The organism is Stenotrophomonas sp. HMSC10F06, from assembly GCF_001807865.1.
Taxonomy (GTDB): domain Bacteria; phylum Pseudomonadota; class Gammaproteobacteria; order Xanthomonadales; family Xanthomonadaceae; genus Stenotrophomonas; species Stenotrophomonas bentonitica_A.
Genome location: NZ_KV791261.1, coordinates 240,505 through 255,076, shown reverse-complemented (window position 1 = coordinate 255,076; position 14,572 = coordinate 240,505). Strand labels below are relative to the sequence as shown.

15 protein-coding genes are annotated in these 14,572 nt (G+C 67.2%); 7 read left to right on the top strand and 8 right to left on the bottom strand.

Annotated elements, in window-relative coordinates; genetic code table 11:
* Positions 1-31: 31 nt before the first annotated feature.
* The 6 genes from HMPREF3113_RS05910 to prpB form a co-directional block, all read right to left on the bottom strand.
* Complete coding sequence (locus tag HMPREF3113_RS05910) at positions 32-382, bottom strand: type II toxin-antitoxin system RelE/ParE family toxin (protein ID WP_254427760.1); 351 nt, start codon at positions 380-382, stop codon at positions 32-34.
* Entirely contained in the window at positions 345-602 is a 258-nt protein-coding gene (locus tag HMPREF3113_RS05905) for a type II toxin-antitoxin system ParD family antitoxin (protein WP_019186079.1), read from the bottom strand. The genes HMPREF3113_RS05910 and HMPREF3113_RS05905 overlap by 38 nt, the downstream gene beginning before the upstream one ends.
* A 41-nt stretch (positions 603-643) precedes the next feature.
* On the bottom strand, positions 644-1,360 hold the full coding sequence (locus tag HMPREF3113_RS05900; protein WP_070471374.1) for a hypothetical protein: 717 nt from the start codon (positions 1,358-1,360) through the stop codon (positions 644-646).
* Between the two features lie 97 nt (positions 1,361-1,457).
* Positions 1,458-4,073: a Fe/S-dependent 2-methylisocitrate dehydratase AcnD gene (acnD, locus tag HMPREF3113_RS05895; protein WP_070471372.1), complete on the bottom strand. Its 2,616-nt coding sequence runs from the start codon at positions 4,071-4,073 to the stop codon at positions 1,458-1,460.
* A gap of 139 nt (positions 4,074-4,212) precedes the next feature.
* On the bottom strand, positions 4,213-5,370 hold the full coding sequence (prpC, locus tag HMPREF3113_RS05890) for a bifunctional 2-methylcitrate synthase/citrate synthase (protein WP_070471370.1): 1,158 nt from the start codon (positions 5,368-5,370) through the stop codon (positions 4,213-4,215).
* A 28-nt stretch (positions 5,371-5,398) separates the two neighbouring features.
* Positions 5,399-6,289 (bottom strand): methylisocitrate lyase, encoded by an 891-nt coding sequence (prpB, locus tag HMPREF3113_RS05885; protein ID WP_070471368.1) that lies wholly within the window; start codon positions 6,287-6,289, stop codon positions 5,399-5,401.
* A gap of 157 nt (positions 6,290-6,446) precedes the next feature.
* Between prpB and prpR the strand changes: the two genes are divergently transcribed.
* On the top strand, positions 6,447-8,069 hold the full coding sequence (gene prpR, locus HMPREF3113_RS05880; RefSeq protein ID WP_139146297.1) for a propionate catabolism operon regulatory protein PrpR: 1,623 nt from the start codon (positions 6,447-6,449) through the stop codon (positions 8,067-8,069).
* On the opposite strand, the gene pdxH is transcribed toward prpR, so the two are convergent.
* Positions 8,070-8,669, bottom strand: coding sequence for a pyridoxamine 5'-phosphate oxidase (pdxH, locus tag HMPREF3113_RS05875; protein WP_070471366.1), 600 nt, complete (start codon positions 8,667-8,669; stop codon positions 8,070-8,072). It abuts the gene before it with no gap.
* A 41-nt stretch (positions 8,670-8,710) separates the two neighbouring features.
* On the opposite strand from pdxH, the gene HMPREF3113_RS05870 reads away from it, so the two are divergent.
* Positions 8,711-9,538 carry a kinase gene (locus tag HMPREF3113_RS05870; protein WP_070471364.1) on the top strand — a complete coding sequence of 276 codons (828 nt, stop codon included), beginning with the start codon at positions 8,711-8,713 and terminating at the stop codon, positions 9,536-9,538.
* Between the two features lie 27 nt (positions 9,539-9,565).
* Here HMPREF3113_RS05870 and HMPREF3113_RS05865 read toward each other — a convergent pair whose 3' ends face one another.
* Positions 9,566-9,769 (bottom strand): dodecin family protein, encoded by a 204-nt coding sequence (locus HMPREF3113_RS05865; RefSeq protein ID WP_019186071.1) that lies wholly within the window; start codon positions 9,767-9,769, stop codon positions 9,566-9,568.
* A 95-nt stretch (positions 9,770-9,864) separates the two neighbouring features.
* On the opposite strand from HMPREF3113_RS05865, the gene HMPREF3113_RS05860 reads away from it, so the two are divergent.
* The 5 genes from HMPREF3113_RS05860 to mdtD all read left to right on the top strand — a co-directional run bounded on the left by HMPREF3113_RS05860 (position 9,865) and on the right by mdtD (position 14,559).
* On the top strand, positions 9,865-10,407 hold the full coding sequence (locus HMPREF3113_RS05860) for a shikimate kinase (protein ID WP_019186070.1): 543 nt from the start codon (positions 9,865-9,867) through the stop codon (positions 10,405-10,407).
* Positions 10,404-11,513, top strand: coding sequence for a 3-dehydroquinate synthase (gene aroB / locus HMPREF3113_RS05855; RefSeq protein WP_046272697.1), 1,110 nt, complete (start codon positions 10,404-10,406; stop codon positions 11,511-11,513). The genes HMPREF3113_RS05860 and aroB overlap by 4 nt, the downstream gene beginning before the upstream one ends.
* Positions 11,514-11,584: 71 nt before the next feature.
* Complete coding sequence (locus tag HMPREF3113_RS05850) at positions 11,585-11,836, top strand: WGR domain-containing protein (RefSeq protein ID WP_070471362.1); 252 nt, start codon at positions 11,585-11,587, stop codon at positions 11,834-11,836.
* Between the two features lie 61 nt (positions 11,837-11,897).
* A complete protein-coding gene (hemE, locus tag HMPREF3113_RS05845) occupies positions 11,898-12,971 on the top strand; it encodes a uroporphyrinogen decarboxylase (protein WP_070471359.1) in 1,074 nt (357 codons plus the stop codon).
* Positions 12,972-13,155: 184 nt separating this feature from the next.
* Positions 13,156-14,559: a multidrug transporter subunit MdtD gene (gene mdtD / locus HMPREF3113_RS05840; RefSeq protein WP_070425714.1), complete on the top strand. Its 1,404-nt coding sequence runs from the start codon at positions 13,156-13,158 to the stop codon at positions 14,557-14,559.
* The last annotated feature ends 13 nt before the right edge of the window (positions 14,560-14,572 follow it).

Sequence of the window (14,572 nt, the reverse complement as noted above, 5' to 3'; positions counted from 1 at the left end):
CTTGAATGGCGCTGCGTGCACCGGAGGACGGTCATGGCGTCTGATCCATCAATGCATCGAGCCCGCGCGAGGTATCCCAGACGCGAAGGATGTCAACGCGGTCCGGAAGGTCAAGGTAATAGATCAAATAGCGATCAAAGATGGGCAAGATCACGAATCGCAGTGGGACCGGCAGGTCATCGCTGACCCAAGCGTGCCGAGCGGACCCTGCCCCAGGAAATGCCGCGATCCGCAGCAGTGTGGCATCCACCGTCGCGATGAACCGTTCGCCCAGCGCCAACCCTCCCTGACGCGCGAACCAGAGCGCAGCGTCGGCCACGTCCTGTTCCGCGCGTGGCCGCCACTCAATCCGCTTCACGGTCCAACCGCTCTGCCAGGTCACGGCGCATCCGCTCGAAAGTTGCCGAGGTGACCGGCGCACTTGGGCCAGACGCCAAGCCCTCCGCAATCAACCTGCGCAGCAGCTCTTCGGCCTTTTGCCGCTGGCGCTGGCGGATCAGGTCGCGCACGTAGTCGGACGTACTGGAGTACCCCCCCTGGCTGACTTCCTCATCGACAAACTGCTTGAGCGGATCGGTGAGCGAGATGTTCATCGTGGCCATGATCAGACCTCTTTGGCAATTTTTGCCATAAAAGTGTGCACCTACATCTCATTGATCGCAACTCCGCCCCGTTCATCCCGCCGCTCCGCTGTTTCGGCTCCCGCGCTACGACGCTCCCAGCGGAACAGCCACAGGATCATCAGCTTGGTGCTCCCGCTGACCACGGCCAGCAGCAGCAACGGCCAGCCCAGACGCAGGCCCATTGCGAAGGCGAACAAGATGGTGGAGATGTCCAACAGCAGGATCAGCTGGCTCATCCGCAGCGACACCGCGCCCGTGCGGCCGGAGCGCCAGATCAGCAGGATCTGGTGCGCATAGCCCTGGGCCAGCAGCGCGGTAACGGCCACGATCATCGCCGAGGCGAGCACGCGGCCCTCATCCACGTGACGCTGCCCCCACACCAGGCCCAGCAGTGCGCACAACAGCGCCACGCACGCCACGACAAGGCTGGCGGTCGCAGCGCGGCTGCGCCGGTCCGTCCAGATCTCTCTCAGGATCAGCAGCACAAGCACCGAGGCAAGCAGGCGCGGCCACACGATGAAGTGGTTGAACGGCTGGATGCTGTAGCCGTAGACGAAGAACGACAGGTAGGCGAGGAAACCGACCGTGAACTGGTTGAGCGACAGGATATCGGTGGCGACTGCGCCCGCCGTCGCGCTCGCGCGGCGCTGCCACACCTTGCGCAGCTGGGCCCACACACCCACCAGGCTCAGCAGGATGAAGGCGGTATTGATCGCGCCCGCCACGGTGTAAAACATGTCGCCGCCTGTCCCGGTTATTGTGGAACCTACGCGCCGATGGCCCCATGCCAGCGACGCGCCAGGCCCGCACCTCGCGGGCGGGCCTGGCATACCGTCACATCACCTGCGCCGATTCCAGGAAGTCCTGGGCGAACCGCTGCAGCACGCCGCCGGCCTCGTAGATCGAGACTTCTTCAGCGGTATCCAAGCGGCAGGTGACCGGCACCCGCAGCTGTTCACCGTTGCGGCGGTGGATGACCAGGGTCAGCTCGGCACGCGGCACACGCTCGCCGAGCACGTCAAAGGTTTCGGTGCCATCGATGCCCAGCGTCTTGCGGTTCACGCCTTCCTTGAACTCCAGCGGCAGCACGCCCATGCCGATCAGGTTGGTGCGGTGGATGCGCTCGAAGCCTTCGGCCGCGATCGCTTCCACACCGGCCAGGCGCACGCCCTTGGCGGCCCAGTCACGCGAGCTGCCCTGGCCGTAGTCGGCACCGGCGATGATGATCAGCGGCTGCTTGCGGTCCATGTAGGTTTCGATCGCTTCCCACATGCGGGTGACCTCGCCTTCCGGCTCCACGCGCGCCAGCGACCCCTGCTTGACCTGGCCATCAACCACGGCCATTTCGTTGATCAGCTTCGGGTTGGCGAACGTCGCACGCTGCGCGGTGAGATGGTCGCCGCGGTGGGTCGCGTAGGAATTGAAGTCTTCCTCGGGCAGGCCCATCTTGGCCAGGTATTCACCGGCCGCGCTGCTGGCCATGATCGCGTTGGACGGCGACAGATGGTCTGTCGTGATGTTGTCGCCCAGCACCGCCAGCGGGCGCATGCCGGTGAGGCTGCGGGCACCGGCCAGCGCGCCTTCCCAATACGGCGGGCGGCGGATGTAGGTGCTCTGGGGGCGCCAGTCGTACAGCGGGCTGATCGGTGCACCGTGTTCCACCTTGAAGGTGAACATCGGGTCGTAGACCTTGCGGAACTGCTCCGGCTTGACGCAGGCCTTGACCACCGCGTCGATCTCGGCATCGCTCGGCCACAGGTCCTTCAGCGTGATCGGGTTGCCATCGGCATCGTGGCCGAGCGCATCCTTTTCGATATCGAAGCGCACCGTGCCGGCGATCGCGTACGCCACCACCAGCGGCGGCGAGGCCAGGAACGCCTGCTTGGCGTACGGGTGGATGCGGCCGTCGAAGTTGCGGTTGCCCGAAAGCACGGCGGTGGCATACAGGTCGCGGTCGATCACTTCCTGCTGGATCTTCGGGTCCAGCGCGCCGCTCATGCCGTTGCAGGTGGTGCAGGCGAAGCCCACGATGCCAAAGCCCATCTGCTCCAGTTCGGTCAGCAGGCCGGCTTCTTCCAGATACAGCTGCACGGCCTTGGAGCCGGGCGCCAGCGAGCTTTTCACCCACGGCTTGCGGGTCAGCCCGGCGCGGTTGGCATGGCGGGCCAGCAAGGCGGCGGAGATGACGTTGCGCGGGTTGCTGGTGTTGGTGCAACTGGTGATCGCGGCGATGATCACGGCGCCATCGGGCATCAGGCCATCGGCCTGTTCCTGCTTGCCCGAGGCGAGCTTGCCTTCGTCGGCGATGCCGCGGGCGGCCAGGTCGGTGGTTGCCACACGCTTGTGCGGGTTCGACGGGCCGGCCATGTTGCGCACCACGCTGGACAGGTCGAACTGCAGCACGCGCTCGTACTGCGCGGTGACCAGATCATCGGCCCACAGGCCGGTGGCCTTGGCATAGGTTTCCACGAGTGCGACCTGGTCGTCCTCGCGGCCGGTCAGGCGCAGGTAATCCAGGGTCTGCTGGTCGATGTAGAACATCGCCGCGGTGGCGCCGAACTCCGGCGTCATGTTGGAAATGGTGGCGCGGTCGCCGATGGTCAGCGCGTTGGCGCCCTCGCCGTAGAACTCGATCCACGCACCGACCACGCGCTCCTTGCGCAGGAACTCGGTCAGCGCCAGCACCACGTCGGTGCAGGTGATGCCCGGCTGCGGGCAACCGGTGAGTTCCACGCCGATGATGTCGGGCAGGCGCATCCACGAGGCACGGCCGAGCATCACGCTCTCCGCTTCCAGGCCGCCCACGCCGATCGCGATCACGCCCAGCGCGTCCACGTGCGGGGTGTGGCTGTCGGTGCCCACGCAGGTATCGGGGAAGGCCACCCCGTCGCGCACCTGCACGACCGGCGACATTTTCTCCAGATTGATCTGATGCATGATCCCGTTGCCCGGCGGAATCACGTCGACGTTCTTGAACGCCTTCTTGGTCCAGTTGATGAAGTGGAACCGGTCTTCATTGCGGCGGTCTTCGACGGCGCGGTTCTTCTCGAACGCGGCCTTGTCGAAGCCCGGGAATTCCACCGCCAGCGAGTGATCCACGATCAGCTGGGTCGGCACCACCGGGTTGATCTGCGCCGGGTCACCGCCGGCATCGGCGATGGCATCGCGCAGGCCGGCCAGATCGACCAGGGCGGTCTGGCCGAGAATGTCATGGCACACCACGCGCGCAGGGAACCACGGGAAATCCAGGTCCTGGCGGCGCTCGATCAGCTGGCGCAGCGAGGCCTCCAGCGTGGCCGGGTCGCAGCGGCGCACCAGGTTTTCGGCCAGCACGCGCGAGGTATACGGCAGCGTGGCATAGGCACCGGGCTGGATCGCATCGACCGCGGCACGGGTATCGAAATAGTCCAGCGCGGTGCCGGGGAGGTTCTTGCGGTACTGAGTATTCATGGCTGGCGATAGCTGCTTGTTGGCGGGCCGGGGCGTCGTGACACCGGCGAAGAAGGAGTAGCGACGCCGCAACGGAGCAGACCGGCATCGCGCCGGCCTGTTCCGCAAAGCACCCGCGAACGGGTGCGGTACGTCGGTCTTACTTGCGCTGGTCGATCGGCACGAAGGCCTGGTCTTCCGGGCCGGTGTAGTTCGCACTCGGGCGGATGATCTTGCCGTCGATGCGCTGTTCGATGATGTGCGCGCTCCAACCGGAGGTACGCGCGATTACGAACAGCGGGGTGAACATCGCCGTCGGCACGCCCATCATGTGATAGCTGACCGCGCTGAACCAATCCAGGTTCGGGAACATCTTCTTGATGTCCCACATCACCGATTCCAGACGCTCGGCGATGTCGTACATCTTGACGTTCTGCTGCTCGGCGGACAGGTCGCGCGCGACCTCCTTGATGATGTTGTTGCGCGGGTCGCTGACGGTATAGACCGGGTGGCCGAAACCGATCACGACTTCCTTGCGCTCCACGCGGGCCTTGATGTCGGCCTCGGCATCATCCGGGCTGTCGTAGCGCTTCTGCACTTCGAAGGCCACTTCATTGGCGCCGCCGTGCTTGGGACCGCGCAGGGCACCGATACCGCCGGTGATCGCACTGTACATGTCGCTGCCGGTGCCGGCGATGACACGGCAGGCGAAGGTGGAGGCGTTGAACTCGTGCTCGGCGTACAGGATCAGCGAGGTGTGCATCGCCTTGACCCACGAATCCTGCGGCTTCTCACCGTGCAGCAGGTGCAGGAAGTGACCACCGATGGAGTCATCGTCGGTTTCCACGTCGATCGCACGACCGTTGTGGCTCCAGTGGTACCAGTACAGCAGCATCGAGCCCAGGCAGGCCATCAGCTTGTCGGCGATGTCGCGCGCGCCCGGATGGTTGTGGTCATCCTTCTCCGGCGACACGCAGCCCAGCACGGAGACGCCGGTGCGCATCACGTCCATCGGGTGCGCCGACGGCGGCAGTTCTTCCAGCGCGGCCTTGACCGCGGCCGGGATGCCCCGCAGCGACTTCAGCTTGGTCTTGTAGGCCACCAGCTCGGCGCGGGTCGGCAGTTTGCCGTGAACCAGCAGATGCGCGATTTCCTCGAACTCGCTGGTGTTGGCCAGATCGGCGATGTCATACCCGCGGTAGTGCAGGTCATTGCCGCTGAGGCCGACGGTGCACAGCGCGGTGTTGCCGGCGGCGGTGCCCGACAGGGCGACGGATTTCTTCGGCTTGAAGCCGGGGGCGGTAGTGGTGTCGCTCATGATCCCTCCAGAAAACTAGTGTGCGGTCTTACTTCTTGGCGGCGAACAACGCATCGAGCTGCTGCTCGAAGGCGTGGTAACCGATACGGTCGTAAAGTTCCTCGCGGGTCTGCATCGCCTCCACCACATTACGCTGGTGGCCCTCGCGGCGAATGGTCTCATACACGTTCTCGGCCGCCTTGTTGGCAGCACGGAACGCGGACAGCGGGAACAGCTGGATGGCGACGCCGGCCGAAGCCAGTTCATCGCGGCTGAACAGCGGCGTGGCACCGAACTCGGTGATGTTGGCCAGCACCGGCACCTTCACCGCATCGACGAAACGGCGATAGGTGTCCAGATCGTAGGCGGCCTCGGCGAAGATGCCGTCGGCACCGGCCTCGACGCAGGCGATGGCGCGCTCGATCGCGGCATCCACACCGTCCACCTGGATGGCATCGGTGCGCGCGATCAGGAAGAAGTCCGGATAGGTCTTGGCATCGGCGGCGGCCTTGACCCGGTCCACCATCTCCCCCTGCGACACGATCTCCTTGCCCGGCCGGTGACCGCAGCGCTTGGCGCCGACCTGGTCTTCGATATGGCAGGCAGCCGCGCCGGCCTTGATCAGCGACTTGACGGTGCGCGCGATGTTGAACGCGCTCGGGCCGAACCCGGTGTCGATGTCCACCATCAGCGGCAGGTCGCACACATCGGTGATGCGGCGCACGTCGATCAGCACGTCTTCCAGCGTGTTGATGCCCAGGTCCGGCAGGCCCAGCGAGCCGGCCGCGACGCCGCCGCCGGACAGGTAGATGGCCCGGTAACCGGCACGCTTGGCCAGCAGCGCGTGGTTGGCGTTGATTGCACCGATCACCTGCAACGGGGATTCGGCGGCCAGTGCGGCGCGGAAACGGGCGCCAGCGGAGGAAACAGGGGTGCTCATGCGGCATTCCATCGTGGTTGACCGGTGGATAAGCGCAAGGGCCGTGCCAGCTCGCAAGTAACTGATTTCATTGATTCAACACCGGGACGAGGATGTTTCACCTTGAAACATTGAAACACCTGTAACATGGCTGGAACTGAAACACTGAAACACGCCCATGTCGATCAGCCTGCCCCGCCACCGCTCCCGCCTGTCTGATCCGGAGGCCGGCCAGCTGCCGGTGATATGGACGGTCAGCGTGTCGCGCTTGACCGGCCTGCTCGGCGATGTGATCCCGGAGTTCGACCGCCGCGCCCGCATCGTGCCCATCAACCTCGGCTTCGAGGAGGCGGTGGATGTGATCGGCCAGCGCCTGCGCCGCGAACACTGCGACGTGGTGATCGCCGGCGGCTCGAATGCGGCCTACCTGCGCAGCCGGCTGGAGGTGCCGCTGGTCCCGATCCAGGCCAACGGCTTCGACCTGATGGAAGCGCTGGCGCGCGCACGCCGGATCGCCCCCAGGATCGGCCTGGTCACCCATGCCACCGATGTGCCGACCTTCGGCAGTTTCCAGCACAGCTTCGGGCTGGACATCGAGCATCGCCGCTTCGTCACCCGCGAGGACGCGCGCGACTGCATCGCGGACATGCGCGCCAATGGCATCGAGGTCATCGTCGGCACCGGCATGGCGATCGACCATGCCGAGCAGGTCGGGCTGCCCGGCGTGCTGCTGTACTCGGCCGACTCGGTACGACAGGCCTTCGAACATGCGCTGGAGCTGACCCAGACCCTGGCCCGCTCCGGTGCGTCCTCGTTGCGGCGGCGGGCACCGCCCAAGCGACGCGATGCCGAGCATGCCCTGCTCGGCGACAGTGCCGCGATTCAGCAGGTGCGCGAGCACATCGCACTGTATGCGCCCTACGACAGCACGGTGCTGATCACCGGCGCCACCGGCACCGGCAAGGAACTGGTGGCCCGGCAACTGCACAGCGCCAGCGGCCGGCGTGGCCGCTTCGTCGCGCTGAACTGCGGGGCGATCAGCGAATCCCTGCTCGAAGCCGAGCTGTTCGGTTACAACGAAGGGGCGTTCACCGGCGCCCGCCGCGGCGGTCGCGTGGGCCTGGTGGAAGCGGCCGACGGCGGCACCCTGTTCCTGGATGAAATCGGCGAACTGCCGTTGCCGCTGCAGACCCGGTTGCTGCGCGTTCTGGAAGAGCGCGAAGTGTTGCGCGTGGGCGCCACCGAGCCGACGCCGGTGGACGTACGCGTGGTCGCCGCCACCCTGCAGACGCTGGAATCGCTGGTGGACACACAACGTTTCCGCCGCGATCTCTACTACCGCCTGGCCGCACTGCGCATCGCGCTGCCGATGCTGCACGAACGGCGAGAGGATGTCCCCTTGCTGGTGAGCCACTTCTTCCGGCAGCTCGCAGGTACGGACGCCCCGCTCTCCGCCGAGGCACTGGCGCGGCTGCGCGACTACCCGTGGCCCGGCAATGTACGTGAACTTCGCAACATGGTGGACCGGCTGCGCATCCACTGGCAGCAGCAGCCGGGTGAGCTGTCGTTGCCGCAGATGCTGCACTGGCTGCCGGAGCTGCATGCAGTGCACACCGTGCCCGCGAGCCGAGCCACCACCCCACCCGGGGCACTCACCGCTGCAACGGCGGCGCGGCCGGATGCGGACGCACTACAGCAACTGCTGGCCGACTGCGGCGGCAACCGCGAGCAGGCCTGCGCACAGCTGGGGGTTTCGCGGACCACGCTGTGGCGATGGCTGCGCGAGGCGACGCCAGGGTGATTACGGGAACAGCATCCGCTTGCTCCACTGGCCATCGGCGCCGACCTCATAGCACCAGCGCTCGTGCAGGCGGAACTGCGCGCCGTACCAGAACTCGATCCGCTGCGGCACCACGCGCAGGCCGCTCCAGCCGTCCGGGCGCGGCACATCGCGGCCGTCGAAGCTGGCCTCGGTGGTCGCCACGCGTGCATCGAACTCCTCGCGTGAGGCCAGCGTCTTCGATTGCAGCGACGCCCACGCGCCAATCTGGCTCATGCGCGGGCGCGAGGCGAAGTACGCATCGGCCTCGGCATCGCTGACCTGCTCCACCCGCCCTTCGATGCGCACCTGGATGCCGGCCTCGCGCAGGCTGCGCCACAGGAACAGCAGCGCGGCCTGCGGATTGGCCTGCAGCTCACGGCCCTTGTGGCTGTCCAGGTGGGTGTAGAACACGAAACCGCGTTCGTCGAACGCCTTGAGCAGCACCGTGCGCGCCGAAGGCTGGCGGTTCTGGTCGGCCGTGGCCACCGTCATCGCATTGGGTTCGACTTCCCGGCTCGCCCTGGCTTCTTCAAACAGCCCGGCAAAGGTGGACAACGCTTCGGCATACAGATCGGTCATGGCGGTTTTCTTGTCACGCGGTTTGGGTTTATTGTCGCTGTATGCCTGCACCTGCGTACATGCCCCCGACAAAAGGTTTTCCGGATGCGCTGGTCGCGCAGGCGCTGGATGACGCATTGAGCTTCGGTGCGGCCATCCCAGTATTGGCGATCAGCGGCCTGCAGGGGAGTGGCAAATCGACGCTGGCCGCCCAGGTCGTGGCGCTGGCGGAAACGCGCGGCCTGCGCGCGGCCATGCTTTCCATCGATGATGTCTACCTGACCCGTGCCCAGCGCCAACGCCTGGCGCGGCAGGTCCACCCGCTGCTGCTGACCCGCGGCCCGCCGGGCACCCACGATCTGGCCTTGGCCCATGCCACGCTGGACGCGGTCGCCGCTGGTGGGCCGGTCGCCTTGCCCCGGTTCGACAAGCTTGCTGACGAGCGCCTGCCCGAGAAAGACTGGACACGCATCGACGGTCCCCTCGACCTGCTGGTGTTCGAAGGCTGGTTCCTTGGCACGCCTGCGCAGGGTGAGGCCGAATTGGAGCCACCGCTCAATGCACTCGAGCGCGAGGCCGATGTGGATGGCCGCTGGCGGCGCTGGTGCAATCAGGCACTGGCCGAGCAGTACCCCGCGCTGTGGCAGCGGTGCGACCGGCTGTGGTTCCTGCAGCCGCCGGATTTCTCGGTGATCCCGCGCTGGCGCTGGCAGCAGGAGCAGAACCTGCAGGCCGCCCAACCCGACCGCAGCAGCATGAGCCGCGCCCAGCTGGAGCGCTTCGTGCAGTACTACGAACGGGTCAGCCGCCAGGCCCTGCGCACCCTGCCGGAACGGGCGGACAAGGTGATCGCGCTGGACGAGCAGCGCCGGATCGTCGCCACGCGCTGACTGGCGCGGAAGCCGAGCCCGCGGCGATCAGCTGACCAGGAAGGTCACGCGCAGGTTCACCCGCCACTCGGTGATGTTGCCTTCGCCATCGGTCACCACCTTGGTTTCATTGATCCAGGCGCCCTGGATGCCTTTGACCGTCTCGGAGACCTTCTTCAGGCCGCTGCGCACGGCGTCTTCGACGCTGGTCTTGGACGAGGCGTTGATCTCGATGATCTTGGCGACAGACATGGTTCGCTCCGGTGGCGCGCGGGACAGTCCGCACCCGCCCACCATGGGGGCCGCCGCGTAAAGGCGATGGCACGGAGATGTTAGGATCGAGGGTAATGAATCCCGCTCCGAACCTGATCCTGATTGGCCCGATGGGCGCCGGCAAAACCTGCATCGGGCGCCGGCTGGCCGAGCGCTTCACGCTGGACTTCGTGGATGCCGACCAGGCCATCGTGGACAGCACCGGGGCCAGCATTCCGGCGATCTTCGAACTCGCCGGGGAAGCCGGGTTCCGCCAGCACGAACGCCAGGTCCTGCACGCTCTGCTGGACGGCCATGGCCAGTTGATCTCCACCGGGGGGGGCGCGGTGCTGGACCCGGACAACCGCGCGGCCATCGCCCGGCGCGGCTTCGTGGTCTACCTGCGGGTCAGCGTGCCGGCCCAGCTGGAGCGGCTGGCCCGCGACCGCGGCCGCCCGCTGCTGCAGCGCCCGGACCGCGAGCAGGTGCTGCACGACATGGCCGCCGCCCGCGATCCGCTCTACCAGGGCCTGGCCGACCTCACGCTGGATACCGATCTCTACACGCCCGCCGAGGCCACTGCGCAGCTGGTGCTGCGCCTGGCCGCGCAGTGGCAGCGACAGGAAACACCCGAATGACCCCCGCCCCGCGTACCGTTGCCGTCAGCGGCGACACCCCCTACACCATCCACATCGGCCCCGGCCTGCTTGGCCAGGGAGAACTGCTGGCCCGCCATGTGCGTGGCCGCCACGTGCTGCTGCTCAGCGACTCCTCGGTCGCCCCGCTTTACCTGGCAGGGGTGAAGGCGGCGCTGCTGGCCACGCGCCCGGACCTGCTGATCGGCGAGCTGGTGCTGCCGGCCGGCGAAGCCTCCAAGACCCTGGCCCACTTCGGCGATGCGATCACCGCCCTGGCCGCCCTCGGCGCCACCCGCGATGCCTGCGTAATGGCCCTCGGCGGTGGCGTGGCCGGTGATCTGGCCGGCTTCGCCGCGGCCTGCTGGATGCGCGGCGTGGACTGCGTGCAGCTGCCCACCTCGCTGCTGGCGATGGTCGATTCCTCGGTCGGCGGCAAAACTGCGGTGGACATCCCCGAAGGCAAGAACCTGGTCGGGGCGTTCCACCCGCCGCGCGCCGTCATCGCCGATACCGCCGCCCTGCGCACCCTGCCGCCCCGCGAACTGCGCGCCGGCCTGGCCGAAGTGATCAAGTACGGCGCGATCCGCGATCCGCTGTTCTTCCAGTGGCTGCAGGCCGAGCATGCCGCGCTGCTGGCCGGCGATGACACCGCGCTGGCCCAGGCCATCGCGCGCAGCTGCGAGCACAAGGCCGAGATCGTCGCGCGCGATCCGCTGGAAAAGGGCGAACGCGCCCTGCTCAACCTCGGCCATACCTTCGGCCACGCGATCGAGACCGAACAGGGCTACGGCGCGCCGGGCAACGACAACCTCAACCACGGCGAAGCGGTCGCGGTCGGCATGGTGCTGGCCGCGCGCCTGTCGGCCCAGCTGGGCATGAGCGAGGAGGCAGACACCGAGCAGCTGCGCGAGCTGCTGCTGCGCTACGAACTGCCGGTGGCCATTCCGGCCGGCCTGGCGCCGGAGGCGCTGCTGGCCCGGATGCGGCTGGACAAGAAGAATGTCGCCGGCCGGTTGCGACTGGTGCTGTGGCGTGGCATCGGCCGCGCCGAAGTCGTCGCCGACGTCGACGAGGCCGACGTGCTGCGCGTGCTGGCCGCCGGCTGAGCGTGCGACGTTCCGCCGCACCTGCCCCGTTGCTGACGGCCGCCTCCGGCGTTCACGGCTACAATCGGGGCATGCGCGTCTTCCTGCACCAACATCCCCGCGGTGCCGATCCGGCCCGCTATCTCCAGCTCACCCTGCAACCGGACCTGTTCGGCGGCTGGGAGCTGCTGCTGGAGTCCGGCCCGATCGGCGGGCGCGGGCAACTGCGCCGCGAGCTGTACCTGCAGGAAGACGTGGCGCTGGCCGCGTTCGAAAAGGCACGCGATGCGCACCTGCACCGCGGCTACGAAGTGACCTACACCAGCAGCGACGCGCCGCACTGAGCGGCCACCGCCGCACTGACCCCATTCGGCCCCGCGCCACCAGATCCCAAGGAAGCGTTCCGTGACCAGCCCCTCCCGCCATGATCGCCTGCTGCGCGCCCTGCGCCGCGAACCGGTGGACTGCACCCCCGTCTGGCTGATGCGCCAGGCCGGTCGTTACCTGCCCGAGTACCGCGCCACCCGCGCCAAGGCCGGCAGCTTCCTGGCGATGGCCAAGAACCCGGACATCGCCTGCGAAGTCACCCTGCAGCCGCTGCGCCGCTTCGACCTCGACGCGGCGATCCTGTTCTCGGACATCCTGACCATCCCCGATGCGATGGGCCTGGAGCTGTATTTCGTCGAAGGCGAAGGCCCGAAGTTCCGCCACCCCGTCCGCGACGCGGCCGCCATCGCCAGACTGGCCGTGCCGGACATGGAAACCGAACTGCGCTACGTGATGGACGCCGTGCGCGTGATCCGCCGCGAACTGGACGGCAGCGTGCCCCTGATCGGCTTCTCCGGCAGCCCGTGGACGCTGGCCTGCTACATGGTTGAAGGCGGCGGCAGCAAGGACTTCGCCCGTATCAAGGCGATGGCCCTGAACGAAGCGGCCGCCCTGCACCAGCTGCTCTCGGTCGTCACCGATGCGGTGATCGCCTACCTCGCCGCCCAGCGCGCGGCTGGCGCCCAGGTCCTGCAGGTCTTCGACACCTGGGGCGGGGTACTCAGCCCGACCATGTACCGCGAATTCTCCCTGCGTTACCTGACCCGCATCGCCCAGGAACTCGAACGCGGTGAAGGCAGCGACCGCACCCCGCTGATCCTGTTCGGCAAAGGCAACGGCCTGCACCTCGGCGCCCTGGCCGACACCGGCGCCGACGCGCTCGGCGTGGACTGGACCCTGGACCTCGCCGACGCCGTCGCCCGCACGGGCGGCCGCGTCGCCCTCCAGGGCAACCTCGACCCGACCACGCTCTACGGCAATCCGGCCGCCATCGAACGCGCCGCCGGGCAAGTGCTCGACAGCTACGCCCAAGGCAACGGCGGCTCCCGCGAAGGCCATGTCTTCAACCTCGGCCACGGCATGTCCCCGGACATGAATCCCGAGCACGTGCAGGTGCTTGTGGAAGCCGTACATCGTTTGAGCCGACGCTGATCGCCATCGGCAGGTAGCCGGCCAGCGGCCGGCACTACACGGGCACGGCCGACGAAGCACGCGTTCTGCACCCAGGACGCGTGCTTTCGTTGTTGCACGCCCCAATGCTTCGGCTTCGGCTCTTGACCACACCCTGATCCCACATCGGCGATCATATCGCCCTCGTTGACGAAGGCCCCGCACCATGACGACCAGCAGCTACGCCTCGATCCGGCCCCTGTTGTGGCTCGTATCGCTGGCCATCTTCATGCAGATGCTGGACTCCACCATCGTCAACACCGCATTGCCCGCCATGGCCCGCAGCCTCGGCGAAAGCCCGCTGCAGATGCAGTCCGTCGTCTTCAGCTACGCCCTGGCCGTCGCCACCTTCATCCCCGCCTCCGGCTGGATCGCCGACCGCTTCGGCACACGACGCACTTTCCTCGTCGCGATCATCCTGTTCACTCTCGGCTCGCTCGCCTGCGCTCTCGCCCAGACCCTGCACCAGCTCGTCGGTGCGCGCGTCCTGCAGGGCATCGGCGGCGCCATGCTGCTGCCGGTCGGGCGCCTGGCCGTCATGCGCTCCGTCTCGCGCGAAGAATTCCTTCGCGCGATGAGTTTCATCGCCATCCCCGCCCTGATCGGCCCCCTGATCGGCCCGACCCTCGGTGGCTGGCTGGTCGAAGTCGCCTCCTGGCACTGGGTGTTCCTGATCAACCTCCCGATCGGCATCATCGGCTACGTCGCGGCGATGAAGATCATGCCGGACCACTACGCCGAACACCGCACCCGCTTCGACATCGCCGGCTACCTCATGCTTGCCTTCGGCATGGTCGTACTGTCCCTCGCGCTGGACGGCATCTCCGGCATGGCCACCCCGCATGCACTGGTCATGCTCATGACCGTCGCCGGCCTGGCCGCCCTCGTCGGTTACTGGCTGCACGCCGCCAACTCCACGGCACCGCTGTTCTCGCTGGCGCTGTTCCACGTGCCCAGCTACCGCATCGGCATCCTCGGCAATCTGTTCTCACGCATCGGCAGCAGCGCCATGCCGCTGCTGATTCCACTGCTGCTGCAGGTCGGCATGGGCATGAGCCCGATGAAGGCCGGCCTGTTGATGATCCCGGTCGCCGCGGCGGGCATGGTCTCCAAGCGCTACGCGGTCAAGCTCGTCGAGCGCTTCGGCTACCGTCGCGTGCTGATGGTCAACACCGTGCTGGTCGGCCTGGCGATGGCCAGTTTCATCTTCATGACGCCCGGCCAGCCGCTGTGGATCCGCATCATCCAGCTGGCCCTGTTCGGTGCGGTCAATTCACTGCAGTTCACCGTGATGAACACCGTGACCCTGCGCGATCTGGACCGCGACTTCGCCAGTGCCGGCAACAGTCTTCTTTCGATGGTGATGATGCTCGCGACCGGTTTCGGTGCGGCCGCGGCCGGCAGCCTGCTGGCCGCGTTCAATCATCTCGATGCGTCGCACGGCGCGACGGCCGCGCTGCACGCCACCTTCGTCTGCGTCGGCGCCATTACCCTGACCTCCACGCTGATCTTCTGGCAGCTGCCGGACACGCGGCCCTCGCCGCGCGATGTCGAGGAAGTCGCCGAGTAACCGCGGGCAGACG

What these genes read in the sequence shown, in the direction of transcription:
- acnD (WP_070471372.1), bottom strand. Translation starts at nt 4,073, where the DNA reads ATGAATACTCAGTACCGCAAGAACCTCCCCGGCACCGCGCTGGACTAT.
- HMPREF3113_RS05850 (WP_070471362.1), top strand. Translation starts at nt 11,585, where the DNA reads ATGCGCGTCTTCCTGCACCAACATCCCCGCGGTGCCGATCCGGCCCGC.
- prpB (WP_070471368.1), bottom strand. Translation starts at nt 6,289, where the DNA reads ATGAGCACCCCTGTTTCCTCCGCTGGCGCCCGTTTCCGCGCCGCACTG.
- aroB (WP_046272697.1), top strand. Translation starts at nt 10,404, where the DNA reads ATGACCCCCGCCCCGCGTACCGTTGCCGTCAGCGGCGACACCCCCTAC.
- HMPREF3113_RS05905 (WP_019186079.1), bottom strand. Translation starts at nt 602, where the DNA reads ATGGCCACGATGAACATCTCGCTCACCGATCCGCTCAAGCAGTTTGTC.
- prpR (WP_139146297.1), top strand. Translation starts at nt 6,447, where the DNA reads ATGTCGATCAGCCTGCCCCGCCACCGCTCCCGCCTGTCTGATCCGGAG.
- HMPREF3113_RS05865 (WP_019186071.1), bottom strand. Translation starts at nt 9,769, where the DNA reads ATGTCTGTCGCCAAGATCATCGAGATCAACGCCTCGTCCAAGACCAGC.
- HMPREF3113_RS05860 (WP_019186070.1), top strand. Translation starts at nt 9,865, where the DNA reads ATGAATCCCGCTCCGAACCTGATCCTGATTGGCCCGATGGGCGCCGGC.
- pdxH (WP_070471366.1), bottom strand. Translation starts at nt 8,669, where the DNA reads ATGACCGATCTGTATGCCGAAGCGTTGTCCACCTTTGCCGGGCTGTTT.
- prpC (WP_070471370.1), bottom strand. Translation starts at nt 5,370, where the DNA reads ATGAGCGACACCACTACCGCCCCCGGCTTCAAGCCGAAGAAATCCGTC.
- HMPREF3113_RS05870 (WP_070471364.1), top strand. Translation starts at nt 8,711, where the DNA reads ATGCCTGCACCTGCGTACATGCCCCCGACAAAAGGTTTTCCGGATGCG.
- mdtD (WP_070425714.1), top strand. Translation starts at nt 13,156, where the DNA reads ATGACGACCAGCAGCTACGCCTCGATCCGGCCCCTGTTGTGGCTCGTA.
- HMPREF3113_RS05900 (WP_070471374.1), bottom strand. Translation starts at nt 1,360, where the DNA reads ATGTTTTACACCGTGGCGGGCGCGATCAATACCGCCTTCATCCTGCTG.